The organism is Pontibacter coccineus (assembly GCF_030546575.1).
Classification (GTDB): Bacteria; Bacteroidota; Bacteroidia; order Cytophagales; family Hymenobacteraceae; genus Pontibacter; species Pontibacter coccineus.
In genome coordinates, this window is record NZ_JAUOTN010000003.1 from 97,125 (window position 1) to 114,703 (window position 17,579).

Sequence of the window (17,579 nt, forward strand, 5' to 3'; positions counted from 1 at the left end):
ATTATCCTTACCTTTGTTTACCAACAAGACCTATTATATGGAGCCCCGTACAATCACGATTCACGATTGTGACTTCAGTACCTACCTGTACGAAGAAGAAATCATTGCCCGCATCGTGATGCTGGCAGAGCAAATTGAGCAGGACTACGCTGGTAAAAACCCACTTTTTTTGGCAGTCTTAAACGGTTCGTTCATGTTCACGGCCGATCTGATGAAGCGCATCAACATACCTTGCGAGATCTCATTCATCCGGATGTCGTCTTACCAGGACATGCACAGCACCGGCCAGGTGAGAGAAGTGCTGGGTCTGACCGAGAATATTGAGGGACGTGATGTGGTGGTGATAGAAGACATCGTAGATACCGGCCATACCGTCAATGCGCTTTTGCAACAACTGCGCGAAAAGAGCCCGTCTTCCATCGAGATCATTACGTTGCTCATGAAGCCTGAGTGTCTGCAGCACGAATTGGATGTGAAGTATGTGGCCAAGTCTATACCAAACGATTTTGTAGTGGGCTATGGACTCGACTACAACGGACTGGGCCGCAACCTGCGCGATATTTACAAGATCGTTTCCTAAAGAACCGGCACTAATTGGGGTGAAAACGATCTTCCCGGATTTGACCCTGCGCAAAAAATATTGAACGAAACACCGATTTTATACTTAAATTTGTTTTTTATCATAAATCATAGATATGCTCAACATCGTTTTGTTTGGCCCTCCAGGTGCTGGTAAAGGTACGCAAAGCCAAAAGCTGATAGACAAGTATAACCTGATACACCTGTCAACGGGTGATTTGCTGCGCTCGGAAATTGCCGCCGGCACTGAACTGGGGATGAAAGCTAAATCGCTGATGGACAATGGCCTCTTGGTGCCGGACGAAGTTGTGATTGGTATGATCGCAAACAAAGTGAGAGAAAACAATCACGCGGGCGGGTTTATCTTTGACGGATTCCCTCGCACGGTGCCACAGGCGCAAGGCCTGGACAAGCTCCTGATGGACCTTGGCACGGAGATATCCTGCATGATTGCCCTGAAAGTGGACGACGAAGAGCTGACCAAGCGCCTGTTGCTGCGCGGACAGACTTCCGGACGCCCTGATGACCAGAATGAAGAGCTGATTCGCAAGCGTGTAGTGGAGTACAACACCAAAACCACACCAGTCGCTGACTACTATGCTGGACAAAGCAAGTATTATGCAGTGGATGGCATTGGTGAGATTGATGAGATCTTTACCGAAATCTGCAAGCACGTCGACAACCTGAAAGAGAAGCAGCAGAAATAGTCTTCTTCACAGCTTTTCTAAAATAGAACACAGAGGTATAAGCAGGTCGGAACTCAATTGCTCCGTTCTGGCTTATACCTTATAATTTATACCTGTTAGCATTACCTACATTGGCCCAATCCAACTTTATTGATTACGTAAAAATCTGTTCCCGCTCCGGGCACGGTGGCGCTGGCTCAGCGCATTTGCACCGCGACAAACGCACCGCCATGGGTGGTCCTGATGGGGGCGACGGGGGCAGAGGAGGCCATATCATCCTGCGTGGCAACGCACAGCTCTGGACTTTGCTGCACCTGCAGTACCGCAAGCACGTAATTGCCGAAAATGGTCAGGGCGGTGGCCCAAGCCACTCTACGGGTGCCCAAGGCAAGGACGACGTGCTGGAGGTTCCGCTGGGGACGATCGCCCGCAACGCCGAAACCGGCGAGTTCATGTGCGAGATCACCGAAGACGGTCAGGAGATCATCCTGACACCTGGTGGCCGAGGCGGACTGGGCAACGCGCACTTTAAGTCGCCTACCAACCAGACGCCGCGCTATGCCCAGCCAGGTGAGCCAGGTATAGAGGAGTGGGTGATTCTGGAACTGAAGCTTCTGGCCGATGTCGGCCTGGTGGGGTTCCCGAATGCAGGCAAGTCAACTTTGCTGTCCGTGGTATCGGCAGCCAAGCCAAAGATCGCCAACTACGCCTTTACGACGCTGGAGCCTAACCTGGGCGTGGTCGCTTACCGCGATTACAGATCCTTTGTGATGGCCGATATACCGGGTATCATCGAAGGAGCTTCGGAAGGAAAAGGCCTTGGCCTACGCTTCCTGCGCCACATTGAGCGGAACTCCATGCTGCTGTTCATGATCTCGTGCGACAGTCCGGATATAGCAGAAGAGTACAAGGTGTTGGTAAACGAGCTGGAAACCTTTAATCCGGAACTACTGGACAAAAAACGCATACTGGCCATCACCAAAACCGATATGATCGATGATGAGTTGGAAGCCGAAATGCGCGAGACTTTGCCCAAGGACCTTCCGACTGTATTTATCTCGAGTATGACCCAGAAGAATATCACACAGTTGAAGGATATGATCTGGTCTGAACTCAACTCGTAGTCCGTCAGCCATTTGCAAATTATAATCGGTAGAGGCTGCAAGGTCTGCTACCGATTTTTTTTGAGACGCAGTACTACATGTTGAATAGCTGCCTTGTTAACTTATTGATAGAGAGTAGAAAATGATTCACTCTTAAGGTCGGATTTACTGAACTTCCCATCGGGATGGACAGAAGGATCATTAGCTATACCTAGGTATAGCGCCAAACGAAGCCCCCCAACAATTTAACAATTCAACTATCAACAATTAATAAATGCCAATCTGACACGAAAACAGAATTGGCAAGACAATTGAAAAGACAAAACAGACCTATCAACCTATAATTCTTAAGGCATTATGTCAGAGAAAGATATTAAGAAAGAGCAGGAAAACGCAGAAGCACAGGATAACACTGCCAATACAGAAGAAACTATCGGACAGGAGCAGGCCGAAGAGACAGCAGAACAAGCTGGCTCTGAAACACAAGCCGAAGCCGAACTGGCAGAGATGAAAGACAAATACATCCGCCTGATGGCTGAGTTTGAGAACTTCAGACGCCGCACCAACAAGGAGCGCATGGACCTGCTGAAGACAGCGAACGAAGACCTGATGACCGAGCTGTTGCCCGTGATGGACGATATGGAGCGTGCCCGCCAGTCGATGGAGGCAACTAAAGAGGTAGATGCTTTGTTGCAGGGCCTGGAGCTGGTGTTCCACAAGCTGAAGCACGTGACCCAACTCAAAGGTTTAAAGCCGATTGAGATCAGCGCAGGAGATGAGTTTGACAGCGACTTTCATGAAGCTGTTACCCAGATTCCGGCTCCGTCAGAAGAGTTGAAAGGCAAAATAGTAGACGTAATCGAGAAGGGCTATACCTTGAATGATAAGGTGATCCGCTTCGCGAAAGTTATAATAGGAGCTTAATCAATGGCTAAGAGAGATTATTACGAGGTTTTAGGGGTAAGCAAAGGAGCAAGTCCGGAGGAGATTAAGAAGGCTTACCGTAAGCTCGCCATTAAGTTTCACCCCGACAAGAACCCCGACGACCACACCGCTGAAGATAAGTTTAAGGAAGCGGCTGAAGCGTATGAGGTACTGAGCGACCAGCAGAAGCGCCAGCGCTACGATCAATTCGGCCATCAGGGCATGAACGGCGGCTTCGGTGGCGGTGGCGGCATGAACATGGAGGATATTTTCTCCCAGTTCGGCGACATCTTCGGCGGCGGCGGTGGCGGCTTCGAGAGCTTCTTTGGCGGCGCTGGCCGTCAGGGTGGCCGACGTACCCGTAAAGGCAGCAACCTGCGCATTAAGCTCAAACTCAACCTCGAGGAAATTGCCAACGGCGTTGAGAAGAAGATCAAAGTAAAGCGCTACGTGGCCTGCAGTACCTGCGGCGGCAACGGCGCCAAGAACGGTACCGACATGCAGACCTGCGGCTCTTGTCAGGGTTCGGGTCAGGTGCGCAAGGTGGTGAACACCATGCTGGGCCAGATGGTGAGCACGGCAACCTGCCCTACCTGTAACGGCGAAGGCCGCATCGTAACCAAAAACTGCGAAGCCTGCCACGGCAGCGGCCGCGAACTGCAGGAAGAAGTGATCACGATCAATGTGCCGGCTGGCGTAATGGACGGCATGCAGCTGTCGATGAGCGGCAAAGGCAACGTGCCGGAGCGTGGCGGTGTGCCGGGCGACCTGCTGATCCAGATTGAAGAAGAAGAGCACCCAAGCCTGAAGCGCGATGGTAACAACGTGATTTTTGACCAGTACATCAGCTTTGTTGATGCTGCGCTGGGTGCCGATATCGAAGTGCCGACCATTGGTGGCCGCGTGAAAATCACGATCAAGCCGGGTACGCAGAGCGGAGAGATCTTCAGGCTGCGGGGCAAAGGTGTGAAAGACATCAACGGGTATGGCAAAGGCGATCAGCTGATCCACATCAACGTATGGACGCCGAAGACGCTGAGCAGCGAGGAACGTGCTACACTGGAGCGTTTGCGCGATTCCAATAACTTCGCACCGCACCCGGGTAAGAGCGACAAAGGCTTCTTTGAGAAAGTGAAAGACTATTTCCAGTAAGCCTTTTAAGGACCAGATAAATAAAAGCCTGCCTTTTCAGTAGAGAAGGCAGGCTTTTTTGTTGCGTATATAACGCAGCACCCGTATTTGGTATAGCCTATACCTGCGTTAGTCGATTAAGTATAGTGCTTTATTGATATCACTTGTCACTCAGCCCTAAAAAGTCTATTTTTGAACATACCAAAAGGTTATAAGCATTGAGCATTCTTAAAGTTGACGGCGTAACCAAGCGATACGCCAACCACACTGCCCTTGATAACGTCAGTTTCGACATCCCGGCAGGCTGTATCTTCGGCTTGCTGGGGCCTAACGGGGCAGGCAAAACGTCCCTTATCCGCATCATCACCCAGATCACAGGTGCCGACTCCGGCGAAATATACTTCAAAGGCGAGAAATTGCGCCCGTCGCACATCAAGGACATAGGGTACCTGCCTGAAGAGCGCGGTCTGTACAAAAAAATGAAGGTAGGGGAGCAGTTGCTATACTTGGCGCAGCTCAAAGGCTTGACCAAAGACGAGGCCACGGCCCGGATCAAAGAGTGGGTAGTGCGTTTCGAGATCAAGGACTGGATGAACAAGCACATCGAGGACCTTTCGAAAGGGATGCAGCAGAAAGTGCAGTTTATGGCCACCGTGATGCACGAGCCTTCGCTGATCATCCTCGACGAGCCTTTCTCGGGTTTTGACCCCATCAATGCCAACCTGATCAAAGACGAGATCCTGCGCCTGCGCGACAACGGAGCCACCATCATTTTCTCGACGCACCGCATGGAGTCGGTAGAGGAGCTCTGCGATAACATTGCCCTGATCAACCGCTCCCGCAAAGTGCTCGACGGGCCCGTGCGCGAGATCAAAGACACCTACAAGACCGATACTTACCAGGTGATCGGCAACGGGCAATTGCTTGTCACCTCCCCGGATTTTGAGGTGCTGGAGCAACACGAGAACCACGGTGTTTTCCGCGCGTCTATCCGTCTGCTCGACGGTGCTTCGCCAAACGACTTGCTGCGTTACCTGATTCAGCGTGTGGAGGTACACTCCTTTGTGGAACTGGTGCCGAGTATCAATGACATTTTTATCCGAAAAGTAAAAGAAACCTACCATGCATAAGATCTGGCTCATTATACAACGCGAATACCTGACACGCGTGCGGAAGAAAAGCTTCATCATCATGACTTTCCTGACACCGCTGTTGCTGGCCGCTTTCATGGTCATACCTGCCTGGCTGGCCACTATCTCAGACAGTGAGGATGTGGTGATGGTGCTGGACGAGAGCGGACTGTTTGCCGATAAGCTGGAAAGCAAAGAAGATCTGAAGATCATCCCTATAGCAGCGGGTTCGCTGGAGCAGGCCAAAACCGCCTATCAGGAAACCGACTATACCGCTCTGCTGCACATCCCAAAACTCGACCTGGACAATCCGGAAGGTATACGCCTTTACTCCAAAAAGAACACCAGTCTGCAAGTGAAGTTCAGGCTGGAAAACATGCTCGAGAAGGAGATTGAGAGCCAGCGTTTTATGGCCTCAGGTATAGACCGTGAGATGCTCAACAAGATGAAAGCCAACGTGACCATGACGACCGTGAATCTGAGCGAAAGTGGCGAGCGCGACAGCAACGTTTGGGTGACGTCGGGTGCCGGTATCATCGGGGCGGTGATCATCTATTTCTTCATTTTCCTGTATGGTGTGCAGATCATGCGTGGCGTGATCGAGGAGAAAACCAACCGCATCGTGGAGGTGATGATCTCGTCGGTGAAGCCTTTTCAGCTGATGATGGGCAAGATCGTAGGTATAGCCGGCGTGGGCCTGACGCAGTTTTTGCTTTGGGTAGTGCTGTCGACCATCGTGGTAGGCGGCGTGCAGGCGGCCTTTGACATTAAGCCAGCACCTACCCCCATCGAGCAAATGCAGGCCGGGCGTGATTTAGCGACTGGCGAAGAGTCAGCGCAATCAGAAAAAGCAAGCCAGGCGGATATGTTGTCGGAAGTGAGCAGCGCTATTTCCAACCTGAACTTTCCGCTCTTGCTGGGCTGTTTCCTGTTTTACTTTCTGGGTGGCTACCTCTTGTATGGTTCACTGTTCGGGGCCATTGGCGCTGCCGTGGACAACGAAACGGATACGCAGCAGTTCATGTTCCCGATCACGATTCCGCTCATCATCTCCTTCATCATGTCGTACACCGTGGTGATACAGAACCCGGACGGACCGGTGGCGTTCTGGATGTCGATCATCCCGTTCACATCCCCGATCGTGATGATGGTGCGCATTCCTTTCGGCGTACCGGCCAGTGAACTCTTGCTCTCGATGGGACTTCTGATCCTGGGCTTTATCTTCACCACCTGGATCGCCTCCCGCATCTACCGCGTAGGTATATTGATGTACGGCAAGAAGATCAACTACAAAGAACTTTCGAAGTGGTTGTTTTACAGGGTGTAACCGACAAGGTATAGGTATAAAATTAGAATAGCTGGTTCTTCGGAGTCAGCTATTTTTTTATAACTTGATAGGGGAAACTGCATATTTGAAAATGAAACAGAAGATAGAAATACCGCTTAGCAAAACTAAAATGACGCTCTTCCTGATGGGAGCCATTGTGTTCGTCGTTATGGGCGTTTTCTTTGCAATGGAGCCAGCCAGGTTCATATCTCCAGTTTTCAGGAGTGAGGGGCTTGTACGGATAGCGGGAGTTGCTTCTGTGCTATTTTTTGGTTTGGGCGCCGTGTATATGCTTAGAAAATTATTCGATAAAAAAGTGGGGCTGACGATTTGTGAAGCGGGAATTACGGATAACTCGAGTGCAGTGAGCGTTGGCTTAATTGAGTGGCAGGATATAACCGGCGTAGAAACACTTGAGATAGCGTCGAACAAAATACTGCTAGTGCATACCAACAATCCTGAAAAATACATGGCGCGGGGTACCAATATCTTCTCAAGGAAAGCAATGCAAGCGAACCACAGGATGTATGGAACACCTTTGTCCATCACAGCAAATTCGCTCCAAATTACCTATAAAGAACTGGAGCGGCTGGTATGCGAAGAATTAGAAAACAAAAGTGTTCGCTAATCCACCAAGCCGAATAAGTTTCCTGAACGAACTGCCCCTTAGAGTTAATAACGAAACGATGACCAAACTTTCACTTCTTACACTCCTGTTGCTCATGTTCACCACAGGTATAGCCGCTGCCGCTGACAAAGACAAACCCGCCTATCAGCTTTTCACCGCGAAGGGCAAGCAGGTAAGGTATAGCAAGATGCTGGACGAGTTGCAGAAAGCCGATGTGGTGCTGTTTGGCGAGCAGCACAACGACCCGATTGCGCACTGGCTGCAGTTGGAAGTAGCCAAAGACCTGCACAAGGCGCATCAGCAAAACTTTGCCATCGGCGCTGAAATGTTTGAAGCCGATGTGCAACTGGTACTGAACGAATACCTATCCGGGCAGGTGGCTGAGAACAACTTTGAACAGGAATCAAGGCCTTGGAATAACTACAAAACCGACTACCGACCGGTGGTGCGTTTCGCGAAAGAGGCGTCTATACCTTTTATTGCGACCAACGTGCCACGCCGTTATGCCGCTATGGTTTCGGCTGGAAGCCTGAAGGCGCTGGAGAATGTATCGGCAGACGCCAAACGCTTCATCGCCCCATTGCCGGTGCAAGTGGATATGAACCTGCCGGGGTATAAGAACATGCTGGCCATGTTCGGTGGCAGCACCCACGGCAATACCAAGAGCGAAAACATCGTGCAGGCACAAGCCCTAAAAGACGCGACCATGGCGCATTTTATAATGCAGCAGGTAAACAGCGGCAAAAAAATGCTGCACCTGAATGGCGCTTACCATTCTGATAATTTTGAAGGGATTGGTTGGTACCTAAAGCAGGGGAATCCGCAACTTAATACGCTTACTATCACGACCGTGCTGCAGGAAGATCTGGACAAGCTGACTGAAGAGCATAAGCAGAAAGCAGATTTTATACTGGTCGTGCCGGCAAGTATGACACGAACTTATTGAGTTTGAGAGTTAGAGAATTAAAGAAGCTAAGGTGTGAGTGATATCATTGTACGTTCTTCGTTATCGAAAGAAGAAACACTTAAAAGACTCGGGCAGGTTTTCAAGGAAGGGAATGACCTTGATGTAGAGATGACGGTTCTGCATGGAGAGTTTTATTTGTCTAATGCCCCTGAATATAACTTAGGGCTTTTACCTGGCAAGCAGAGAAGTATTTCACTAGACCCCTTCTATATGCAATTCCGGGTGAAAGGGGGAGCAGATAGCTCTACTATTCACATTACACCGCAGTCCAAGGCTTTTTTCATCGCATTAAGTTCGATGTTTCTATCCTTAGGATGGATTATTCTTCTGGTTTCTTCACTTGCTGAGAAGCGGTGGCTTGATATACAAGTATACTTAATTGGTATCGCGTTAACGCTGGGTATGCTACTATATCTGAAATCAAGTGGCAAGAAAGAAAAGAGAGTAATTGAGCGAATAGTCAGCGAGTTTGAGAGTTAGTCCATGGAATTCTTGTTAGGCGATATTCTATTAGCCGGATTAGGCTGGCTATACCTCCTAATAAGGTATAGGAAGAAAGAAGTCATGGCGAAAATTCTGGCAAACAAGTACGAAGGGAGCTATAGTAAGGCAGGAAGTTCATTGTCGCTGAGCGGCTTTGCCACCCTTCTTGGACTGATGCTTCCAGCTTTTCTAGTAGCTGTATTGTTTGTCTATTTGAAAGACGTTTTTCATGTATAAAAACAACAAAGCCCGACCATTTGGCCGGGCTTTGTCTTTCTACTAAAGAGAAAGAAAGGTGCTTTTTATGCTGAGAACGAGCTTCCGCAGCCGCAGGTACTCTTAGCCTGTGGGTTGCTGAAAACGAAGCCGCGAGCGTTCAGGCCGTCCTGGAAATCAACTTCCATACCCAGCACATACATTGCGTGCTTCTTGTCCATGATCAGGCTCAGGCCGTCCAGGTCGTATACCTCATCTGAGTCTTTTGCCTTGTCGAAGCCCAGCAGGTAAGACATACCCGAGCAGCCACCACCTTGCACGCCAATGCGCAGGCCGTATTCAGCAGGCACGTTCTTCTCTTGCATTATATTTCTAACCTCAACTAGCGCTTTTTCAGTAAGCGTTATCGGTGCAGTTTTTGTTTCAGTTGCCATAGTCTGTTCTAATTTGAAATGGAGCTGCAATTTACGCAATTACTCGCAATTTTGCTGCGGCTCCCGAATGTATTAGCAAAACAGCTATACCTTGAAAATGATTCATGCCAACCTAAATTAATTTTTTCCGATATTTAAGGTTCAAAACGATCGCAAATGGAAGAGAGCACGAACATTATACTGGATATACTTAAAATTTCTATACCTGCTATCCTGGTGGCCGCAGTAGCTTATTCTATCATCAAAAAGCACCTGGAGCGCGACTACAAACTGCGCCTCCTGGAACTGCGCCAAAAAAGTGCTGAAGTGGTAACGCCTATCCGTCTGCAGGCCTACGAGCGCATTGTGCTCTTGCTGGAGCGCATCACGCCAAGTAATCTTCTGTTGCGGGTGAGCGGCGGAGGCCATACTGCCGCCGAGTACCATCGCATTTTGCTCACTGAGATCCGCAACGAGTTCAACCACAATATGTCGCAGCAGGTATACATGACCGAACAAGCCTGGCAGCAGGTACGCCATGCCCGCGAAGAAGTCGTGAACCTGATCAACAAATCCTACCAAAGTCTGGGCGAGAAGGCGAAAGGCACCGAGCTGGCCAAACGCATCCTGGAAAGCGTCCTCAACAACGAAGTTGACCCTACGGCAAGAGCCATTAGCTTCCTGAAACAGGAAATCGGGCAGGTGTTTTAAGTTAGAAGGTTGGGAAGGTAGAAAGTTGAAAAATTGAAATGTAGCGACGTGGCACTCTGGCGTCGCTAGAGACGGGACAGGTCACTCCCTATTCTGTCAATTTAAGGCTTGTAGCCTAATTTGTCATCTCGAAAAAATTGAGTGATCTGGATTGTTTCATCGCAATAGTAGTACTCCAGACTTTTCCCTAAGGTCAAAAAGACAAGAAAAAAGATCATTGGCTCTTCCGGACATCCATGTCTGGAAGTATTTCTGCTGGGGACATCCCTGTCCCAGTAAACAGACAAAACCAACCCAGTACACGGGGATTAGGAAATCCCCGACCGTTTGCTTCGGGATTGATAAATCCCGAAGAGCCTTGTAGCCGAGCATTTTCAGAACGTGAGCATCTGTAGGGACAGGTCGCGACCTGTCCGAATCGTGCACCCGTATACCTGTCAATGTCCCGCACCGGCTCACCAGTCCCAATCGTGCACAGGCATTCCTCTTCGAACCAGTATACCTTAAAACTTATACCTGAGTCGTTATCTGATATACGCTGTATACCTATACCTGCGTGTGTCCTACACTTGGCTGGAATGTGTGCCACAGGTATACCTACTTTTGCTATACCTACAACTCACTGCCTCTTCAGCACAGCCAGCTATACCTGAAACCGTACCTTAATACAATATCCGGAACTTGATCGTAGCCGGCACCTGCTTCATCTCCTCAATCACTTCCTTGTTATACAGCTTGTCGATGTCGGTGATCACGTAGCCGATCTGTTCGTTTGTTTTCAGGTACTGACCCAGAATGTTCACCTGATTACCGGCCAGCACACTGTTGATATTGGCGAGTACGCCTGGCACGTTCTGGTGAATGTGGATCAGGCGGTGCGCGTTTTTAAGCTCCGGCAACTGGATGTTCGGGAAGTTGACGCTCTGGTAGCTGTTGCCTGTGTTGATGTACTCCATAATCCGGCTCGGCACGAAGGTGCCGATATTTTCCTGCGCTTCCATGGTACTTCCGCCGATGTGCGGAGTCAGGATGACGTTGGGCAGGCCGCGCAGTTCGCTCACAAATTCCTCATCGTTGGTAGCAGGTTCGTAAGGAAACACATCCACTGCAGCACCCTGTACCTTACCCGATTTAATGGCTTCTACCAAAGCAGGCAAATCCACAATATGGCCACGGCTCAGGTTGAGGAAGATGGCACCGTCCTTCATGGCGGCGAACTCTCTTTCCCCGAACATGCCTTCATTGCTGGTGCGTCCGTCCACATGCAGACTCACAATATCCGATATTTCGAGGAGCTGTTTCAGCGTCTCGCACTTGCGGGCATTGCCAAGTTGCAGGCGCTCTATCACGTCATAATAGTACACATCCATCCCCAGTGCCTCAGCCAATACCGACAGTTGTGCGCCGATGCTGCCGTAGCCCACTATACCTAGCTTCTTATCACGTACTTCCACACTGCCCGTGGCCGACTTATCCCAAATGCCCTGGTGCATTTTGGTGCTTTTGTCCACCACATTGCGGCAGAGCATGATGATCTCACCGATGGCCAGTTCCACCACACTGCGGGTGTTGCTGTAAGGGGCGTTGAAAACGGCCACGCCTGCTTCCAGACAGCCACTGAGGTCAATCTGATTGGTGCCGATGCAGAAAGCACCGATACACATCAGTTTGTTGGCATGCTCGAGTACCCGTTTGGTCACCTGCGTTTTGGAGCGTATACCCAGCACCGATACGTTTTTGATCCGCTCGCACAGCTCGTCCTCACTCAAAGCACCCGACACAGTTTCGATCTGGTAGCCTTCGCGTTTGAACAACTCGACAGCCTTCGGGTGTACGTTCTCCAATAGCAACACTTTGATGCGGTTTTTGGGGTAAGAGATAGCCATCGGCAGCTTGTGCTGGTACAGGAACTCGTCCAGGCTCGGGGCTACGTTGTCGGCTTTGGCTACCACATTGTCCCGCACCACGTTTTCGGTGAAGGCATAAAATTTATTGGCTAGCCCCGCTTCCTTGATCTCGTAATCGGTATACCCATCACCGAGCACGTATACATCGCCTTCGAGCGCCAGCTCTTCCAATAGCTTTATCTTGCCCCGGTCTAAGCTCAACAAGTTCTCCTCGTCAAAGCCGATGATATTGCCGTGTTCGTCAAACTTAAAGGTATTGGCATAGATGTTTTCTTCCTTGATGCCATACTCGGTCACGATGGGGGTGATAAATTCTTTAAACCCGCTCGACACGATCAGGATATTGTCGGCATAAGCCTGGAAGAAATCTTTGTTGCGTCTGATGGAGTCCGATACCCTGTTCTGTAAAAGCTGGATCAGCGGTTTCAGGTGGCGTCGGTTTGCTTTGAGTAAGGCGAGGCGTTTAGAAAGACCTTCGGTAAAAGAGCTCTTCCCCTCCATGGCCCCGTTGGTCAGGTCCCGGATCTGCTGCAGGATCGCTGCTTTGTTGTCCTCGCCTTCGAGCGTTATTTCGCCCAGTTCATCCAGCGCCTCTACCTGTGTAAACGTGCTGTCGAAGTCGATGATGTAGTATTGGTCTTTTGCCATAGTCGGTGGGGTGATGGGTTCAGTCAGGTATAGATTCACATCCTGTGGGTGTGAGTTGTTCTTTTGTCATTCCTTGCATGCTCTTTACCCTCGCTCGCCTCTGGCGAGTGTGAGCTATGCGGTGGCGTCCTGCCACTTGTGCCTAAAGGTATATCGCTCTTTTGGATTTCTCAACCCGGAAGTCTTATCAAGTGTCCCTATCCCCACTGTCGGGTTGAGAAATCCCCGTGCCACCTGAAACGCAGATTACAATCCGCAACAGTCAGATTTCGGATTGATAGATCCGAAATAGCATTCGCTACGGTGCCAGCGCACACATCCAAGCGGGCCTAATACCTTACACACACCAGAGATGAACGAGGGGGATGTTCTCATCTTTCGCCGGGCGGTCAGCGTGGAATTATGGGACGACAAATCACAGAAGATACACCAAGGTAAATATAGGACATAAAAAAATCCGGCAACAGGTATAGCGGCCGGATTTTTCTACTATTTAATTCTGGGTTACAGCGAATTGCCTATTTCAGCCAGTTGCGCGTCGATGATGCGATGGTAGAATTGCTCGTAGAGCGGCACTATCTTCTCAATATCAAAGTCGTGGGCGCGGGCCAGGGCGTTTGCCTTGAAAGTAGGCAGGTTAGCGTCGTCGAGGACGTAAAGAGCATTTTGCACCATGTCGTTCACATCGCCTACTTCGCTCACGAAACCGGTTACGCCGTGTATGTTCAACTCAGGTATACCTCCGGCGTTGGTCGAGATAACAGGCACCTCGCAAGCCATCGCTTCGAGGGCAGCCAGTCCAAAGCTTTCCTTTTCGGACGGCATCAGGAATAGGTCTGCGATGGAAAGTACTTCTTCCACGGCCTCCAGCTTGCCCAGGAAACGCACATCGTTGTAGATGTTCAGGTCACGGCACAATTTCTCCATTTTAGGGCGCTCAGGGCCATCGCCCACCATCAAGAGTTTGGATGGCATTTGCTCTCGCACTTTGGCAAAGATGTGGATCACGTCCTCCACACGCTTCACGCCCCGGAAGTTTGAGGTATGGACCAGGAGCTTTTCGTTGTTCGGACCAATGGCCGCCCTAAAATGCTCTTTCTTCTGGCGCTTGAATTTGTTCAGGTCGATAAAGTTGGGAATTACCTCAATCTCTTTTTCGATCTGGAAGAACTCGTAGGTCTCGGTACGCAAACTCTCCGACACGGCTGTTACGCCATCGGACTGGTTAATGCTGAACGTAACTACCGGCTCAAACGAAGCGTCCTTGCCCACCAGCGTAATATCGGTTCCGTGCAACGTGGTGATGATAGGTATATGGATGCCTTTAGTACGCAGGATCTGTTTGGCCATGTACGCCGCAGAAGCATGCGGTATAGCATAGTGCACGTGCAGCACGTCGAGTTTTTCGAAACGGGCGATGTCTACCATCTTGCTGGCCAGCGCCAGTTCGTAGGGCGGGTACTGGAAGAGCGGGTAATTCGGGATGTATACTTCGTGGTAGAACAGGTTCTCGTTAAAAAAGTCGAGGCGGGCCGGTTGGCTGTAGGTGATAAAGTGTACCTGGTGCCCTTTGAGGGCCAGTGCCTTGCCGAGTTCAGTGGCGACCACGCCGCTTCCCCCGAAGGTAGGGTAACAAACTATTCCGATTTTCATGGTTTTGTGCTGTGGAAACAACAAATGCAGCCCCACGCGGAGCTGCATTTGTCAACAATCCATTCTATGTTAAGTTTTAGGAACAATCGATTTATAAATCACATCGTGAATACGGGTGCGGATGTTATACTTCACCAACTTGGAATTGCTGGCGTCCGGGTATACCCTGTTGCTCAGGAAGATGTAGATCAGCTGGTTCTCCGGGTCTACCCAAGCACCTGTACCGGTGAAGCCCGTGTGGCCAAAAGTAGACTTAGACGCTAAGTTCGAAGTCGGGCCGTTGCCGTCGGGGTCGGGTTTGTCCCAGCCCAGGCCGCGGCGGCTGGTGGCAGACTGTCGCTTCGAGAACTCCGTCACCACCGGGGTATTGTAGTATTTGTGTCCGCCGTAGTTGCCGTTCTGCAGGTTCATCTGCAAGAGCACGGCCAGGTCGTTGGCGTTGGAGAACAGGCCCGCATGACCGCCCACACCGCCCATCATGGCGGCGCCCTGGTCATGCACCGTGCCCCAGATCAGGTTCTTACGGAAGTAATTGTCATCCTCTGTCGGTACGATCACATCGCGTGAGTGCTTCAAAAGCGGGTTATAGGTCATGGTGCTCAAGCCGAGCGGACCATAGAAATTCTGATCCATGAACTCGTTCAGCGGCTGGTTCAGCATGCGCTCCGACATACGTTTGAGTATATAGAAGCCCAGGTCGCTGTACTGGTAATCGTAAGCTTTAGCATTTTTCGGCTTCACCAGCAGCGGCGAGCGCACCGTCCAGGCCCAGAGCGAGTCCTCCATCGATTTGATGGAGTAGATGCCCGGCACCACTTCGTTCGGGAACACATCATTTTGAGCGCTGGCGTAGAAGGTCTGGTTCAGCTGCAGCTTGTCCAGTGTTTTCTGCCAGTGCGGTATACCTGCGCGCAAACCTGACTGGTGGGCCAGCACGTCGCGAATCACCAGGTTGGCTTTGTTGGTGCCCTTCAGCTCCGGCAGGTACGTGGCTACTTTCTCGTCGAGATTGATCTTGCCCTGGTCTTTGAGGAACATCACCGCCTGCAGCGTAGCCGCCACTTTGGTTATGGACGCGATGTCGTATACCGTGTTGTTGGTGACCGGCTTTTTCTTGTCGTAGGTATAGTGGCCGTATGATTTGTTGAAGATCACTGTGCCGTTCTTCACCACCAGCACCTGCGCACCCGGTGTAGCGGCGTAGGCAATGGCTTCGGTTGCGATGTTGTCGATTTGAGCCAGCGTCTTGGAGTCCATGCCCACGCTCTCCGGCGTGCCATACTTCAGGCGGCTGAGGGAAGGTGTGGCCATACCTGAGCCTGCCTTTAATGTAGCCGAAGCCGTGATTGGCAGCTTGCCTTTGGCGGCGCGGGCACCAAACAGCACCTGCGGCACCAGCGACTGGGAGGTCGGATTGTCTTCGTAACCAGCTACCAGCCAATCGCTCTTGTCGAAATACTTCAGGCTGTAGGCGTTGCCAAACACAACTACCACTACTTTCTTGTTGGTGCGCTCCTGCAGGTACTTGATGAAAGCACGCGTACCCAGGCCGATACCGAAATCACGGAAAGGCGTGTTGTTCATGCCGTGCACGCTCACTACCACGACATCATGGTCCTGCAGTTTTGTGAAAAGTTTAGTGAAGGCAGAGTCCGGGGCGAAGCGATCTTTGATGTTAAATTTTGTTACAGGCGCGTAGTTGCCCAGTGTTTGCTGGAAGATGTTGTTAGGACCTGTGCCAATGGTTACAGAGGCAATGCTCAGTGTGTCGAGGTTACGGAAAGGGATCAGGTTGCCTTTGTTTCTGGCCACGGTTACGGCATGCTCGTAGAGCTGCTCCTGCACCACATTGCTCAGCGGACGATCCACATCCTGCTGCAGGTTGGTCAGTAACACCGGCTTGTAGTTGTTCAGCCCAGCCCAGTATTTGGCATGCAGGATCTTGCGCACGCGCTGGTCAATGTCTTCCTGCTTGATTTGCTTATTGGCGATGGCCTCGTTGATCTTGCGCACGGCAGTCGGCACGTCCTCCGGGAACAGCAGCACATCGTTACCAGCCAGCAGCGCTTTCAGGTCCACTTCGCCGGGCTTGTAGAAACTGCTCACGCCCTTCATGTTGAGGGCATCGGTAAACACTAGGCCCTTGTACTGCATCTTCCCTTTTAGTAGCCCTGTTACGATTGGCTTCGACAGCGTAGCTGCCTGATTTTTGGTCGAGTCGATCTTGGGCATGTGCAGGTGCGCGACCATCACGCCCATCACACCGGCCTCAAACGACTTATGGAAAGGGTATAGCTCCACCTCCGAAAGGCGCTTCATGTCGTGGTTCACCACCGGAAGGGTCAGGTGGGAGTCGGTGTCGGTATCGCCGTGGCCGGGGAAGTGCTTGGCTACGGCAATCACACCATGGTCCTGCAGACCTTTAATATAAGCAACGCCGCGGCGGGCCACTTCTTCTTTGGTCTCGCCGAAAGAGCGGTTGCCGATCACCGGGTTAGCCGGGTTCACGTTCACGTCCAGCACAGGCGAGAAGCTTACGTGCACGCCCATACGCTTCATTTTGAGCGCAATTTCGCGCCCCATCAGGTATACGTACTTGTCATCATCGAGCGCGCCCAGCGTCATTTGCTTGGCAAAGTGCATGCTGCTGTCGAGGCGCATGTTCAGGCCCCACTCGGCGTCCAGCGCGATCAGCATCGGTACACGGGCCTGGCTTTGGAAACGGTTGGTGAGTTGGGCCTGCCGCACCGGGCCGCCCTGCATGAACATGATCCCGCCGATGCCGTAGCGGGTCACCAGGGTGTCGATTGACTGGAAGTGTTTTTCGTTTTTGTTGGAGTAGGCGGCCACCATAAACAGCTGGCCCAGACGCTGATCGGGAGTCATAGAGACAAAGACACTGTCTACCCAACTTTGCTCTTTAGAAGCCACAATGATGCTGTCTGACGGTGTCAGTGACATCAGTGGTCCCATTCCGAGAAAGATAAGTATAAGTAATCCTAAGCTAAAACTCTTCAACATCCTGTACTGGTATTTATATTGGAACAAGTCGAAATTACCCCTATTTTTGCAG

Annotated in this window: 16 protein-coding genes; 12 read left to right on the plus strand and 4 right to left on the minus strand. The window is 51.0% G+C overall.

All coding sequences use genetic code 11. The features are described from left to right. The first annotated feature begins 37 nt into the window (after nt 1–37). From hpt to Q4E40_RS07735, 11 genes are all read left to right on the plus strand, one after another. Complete coding sequence (gene hpt / locus Q4E40_RS07685) at nt 38–580, plus strand: hypoxanthine phosphoribosyltransferase (protein ID WP_303411192.1); 543 nt, start codon at nt 38–40, stop codon at nt 578–580. Nucleotides 581–695: 115 nt separating this feature from the next. Continuing rightward, nucleotides 696–1,286 carry an adenylate kinase gene (locus Q4E40_RS07690; RefSeq protein WP_303411193.1) on the plus strand — a complete coding sequence of 197 codons (591 nt, stop codon included), beginning with the start codon at nt 696–698 and terminating at the stop codon, nt 1,284–1,286. 110 nt (nt 1,287–1,396) lie between these two features. Beyond that, nucleotides 1,397–2,389: a GTPase ObgE gene (obgE, locus tag Q4E40_RS07695; RefSeq protein WP_303411194.1), complete on the plus strand. Its 993-nt coding sequence runs from the start codon at nt 1,397–1,399 to the stop codon at nt 2,387–2,389. 336 nt (nt 2,390–2,725) lie between these two features. Continuing rightward, entirely contained in the window at nt 2,726–3,292 is a 567-nt protein-coding gene (locus Q4E40_RS07700; protein ID WP_303411195.1) for a nucleotide exchange factor GrpE, read from the plus strand. 3 nt (nt 3,293–3,295) lie between these two features. Further along, on the plus strand, nt 3,296–4,444 hold the full coding sequence (dnaJ, locus tag Q4E40_RS07705) for a molecular chaperone DnaJ (RefSeq protein WP_303411196.1): 1,149 nt from the start codon (nt 3,296–3,298) through the stop codon (nt 4,442–4,444). A 197-nt stretch (nt 4,445–4,641) separates the two neighbouring features. After that, nucleotides 4,642–5,553, plus strand: a complete 912-nt coding sequence (locus Q4E40_RS07710) for an ABC transporter ATP-binding protein (RefSeq protein ID WP_303411198.1) — start codon at nt 4,642–4,644, stop codon at nt 5,551–5,553. Then, the gene (locus tag Q4E40_RS07715; protein WP_303411200.1) at nt 5,546–6,880 is read left to right on the plus strand and encodes an ABC transporter permease; all 1,335 of its coding nucleotides are present in this window, start codon (nt 5,546–5,548) and stop codon (nt 6,878–6,880) included. Before Q4E40_RS07710 ends, Q4E40_RS07715 begins: the two co-directional genes overlap by 8 nt. Nucleotides 6,881–6,971: 91 nt before the next feature. Beyond that, a complete protein-coding gene (locus tag Q4E40_RS07720; protein ID WP_303411202.1) occupies nt 6,972–7,508 on the plus strand; it encodes an STM3941 family protein in 537 nt (178 codons plus the stop codon). A 58-nt stretch (nt 7,509–7,566) separates the two neighbouring features. After that, the gene (locus Q4E40_RS07725; RefSeq protein ID WP_303411204.1) at nt 7,567–8,454 is read left to right on the plus strand and encodes a ChaN family lipoprotein; all 888 of its coding nucleotides are present in this window, start codon (nt 7,567–7,569) and stop codon (nt 8,452–8,454) included. Between the two features lie 33 nt (nt 8,455–8,487). After that, entirely contained in the window at nt 8,488–8,955 is a 468-nt protein-coding gene (locus Q4E40_RS07730; RefSeq protein WP_303411205.1) for a hypothetical protein, read from the plus strand. Nucleotides 8,956–9,039: 84 nt separating this feature from the next. Beyond that, the gene (locus Q4E40_RS07735) at nt 9,040–9,195 is read left to right on the plus strand and encodes a hypothetical protein (protein WP_303411206.1); all 156 of its coding nucleotides are present in this window, start codon (nt 9,040–9,042) and stop codon (nt 9,193–9,195) included. A gap of 65 nt (nt 9,196–9,260) precedes the next feature. Here Q4E40_RS07735 and Q4E40_RS07740 read toward each other — a convergent pair whose 3' ends face one another. Beyond that, entirely contained in the window at nt 9,261–9,608 is a 348-nt protein-coding gene (locus Q4E40_RS07740; protein WP_303411208.1) for a HesB/IscA family protein, read from the minus strand. A 156-nt stretch (nt 9,609–9,764) separates the two neighbouring features. Between Q4E40_RS07740 and Q4E40_RS07745 the strand changes: the two genes are divergently transcribed. Beyond that, entirely contained in the window at nt 9,765–10,298 is a 534-nt protein-coding gene (locus Q4E40_RS07745) for a DUF7935 family protein (RefSeq protein WP_303411209.1), read from the plus strand. A 662-nt stretch (nt 10,299–10,960) separates the two neighbouring features. Here the strand turns inward: Q4E40_RS07745 and serA are convergent. The 3 genes from serA to Q4E40_RS07760 form a co-directional block, all read right to left on the minus strand. After that, a complete protein-coding gene (gene serA / locus Q4E40_RS07750; RefSeq protein ID WP_303411210.1) occupies nt 10,961–12,853 on the minus strand; it encodes a phosphoglycerate dehydrogenase in 1,893 nt (630 codons plus the stop codon). Between the two features lie 504 nt (nt 12,854–13,357). Beyond that, the gene (gene bshA, locus Q4E40_RS07755; RefSeq protein ID WP_303411211.1) at nt 13,358–14,506 is read right to left on the minus strand and encodes an N-acetyl-alpha-D-glucosaminyl L-malate synthase BshA; all 1,149 of its coding nucleotides are present in this window, start codon (nt 14,504–14,506) and stop codon (nt 13,358–13,360) included. 69 nt (nt 14,507–14,575) lie between these two features. Beyond that, nucleotides 14,576–17,467, minus strand: coding sequence for a serine hydrolase domain-containing protein (locus Q4E40_RS07760; RefSeq protein WP_303411212.1), 2,892 nt, complete (start codon nt 17,465–17,467; stop codon nt 14,576–14,578). Nucleotides 17,468–17,579: the final 112 nt, after the last annotated feature.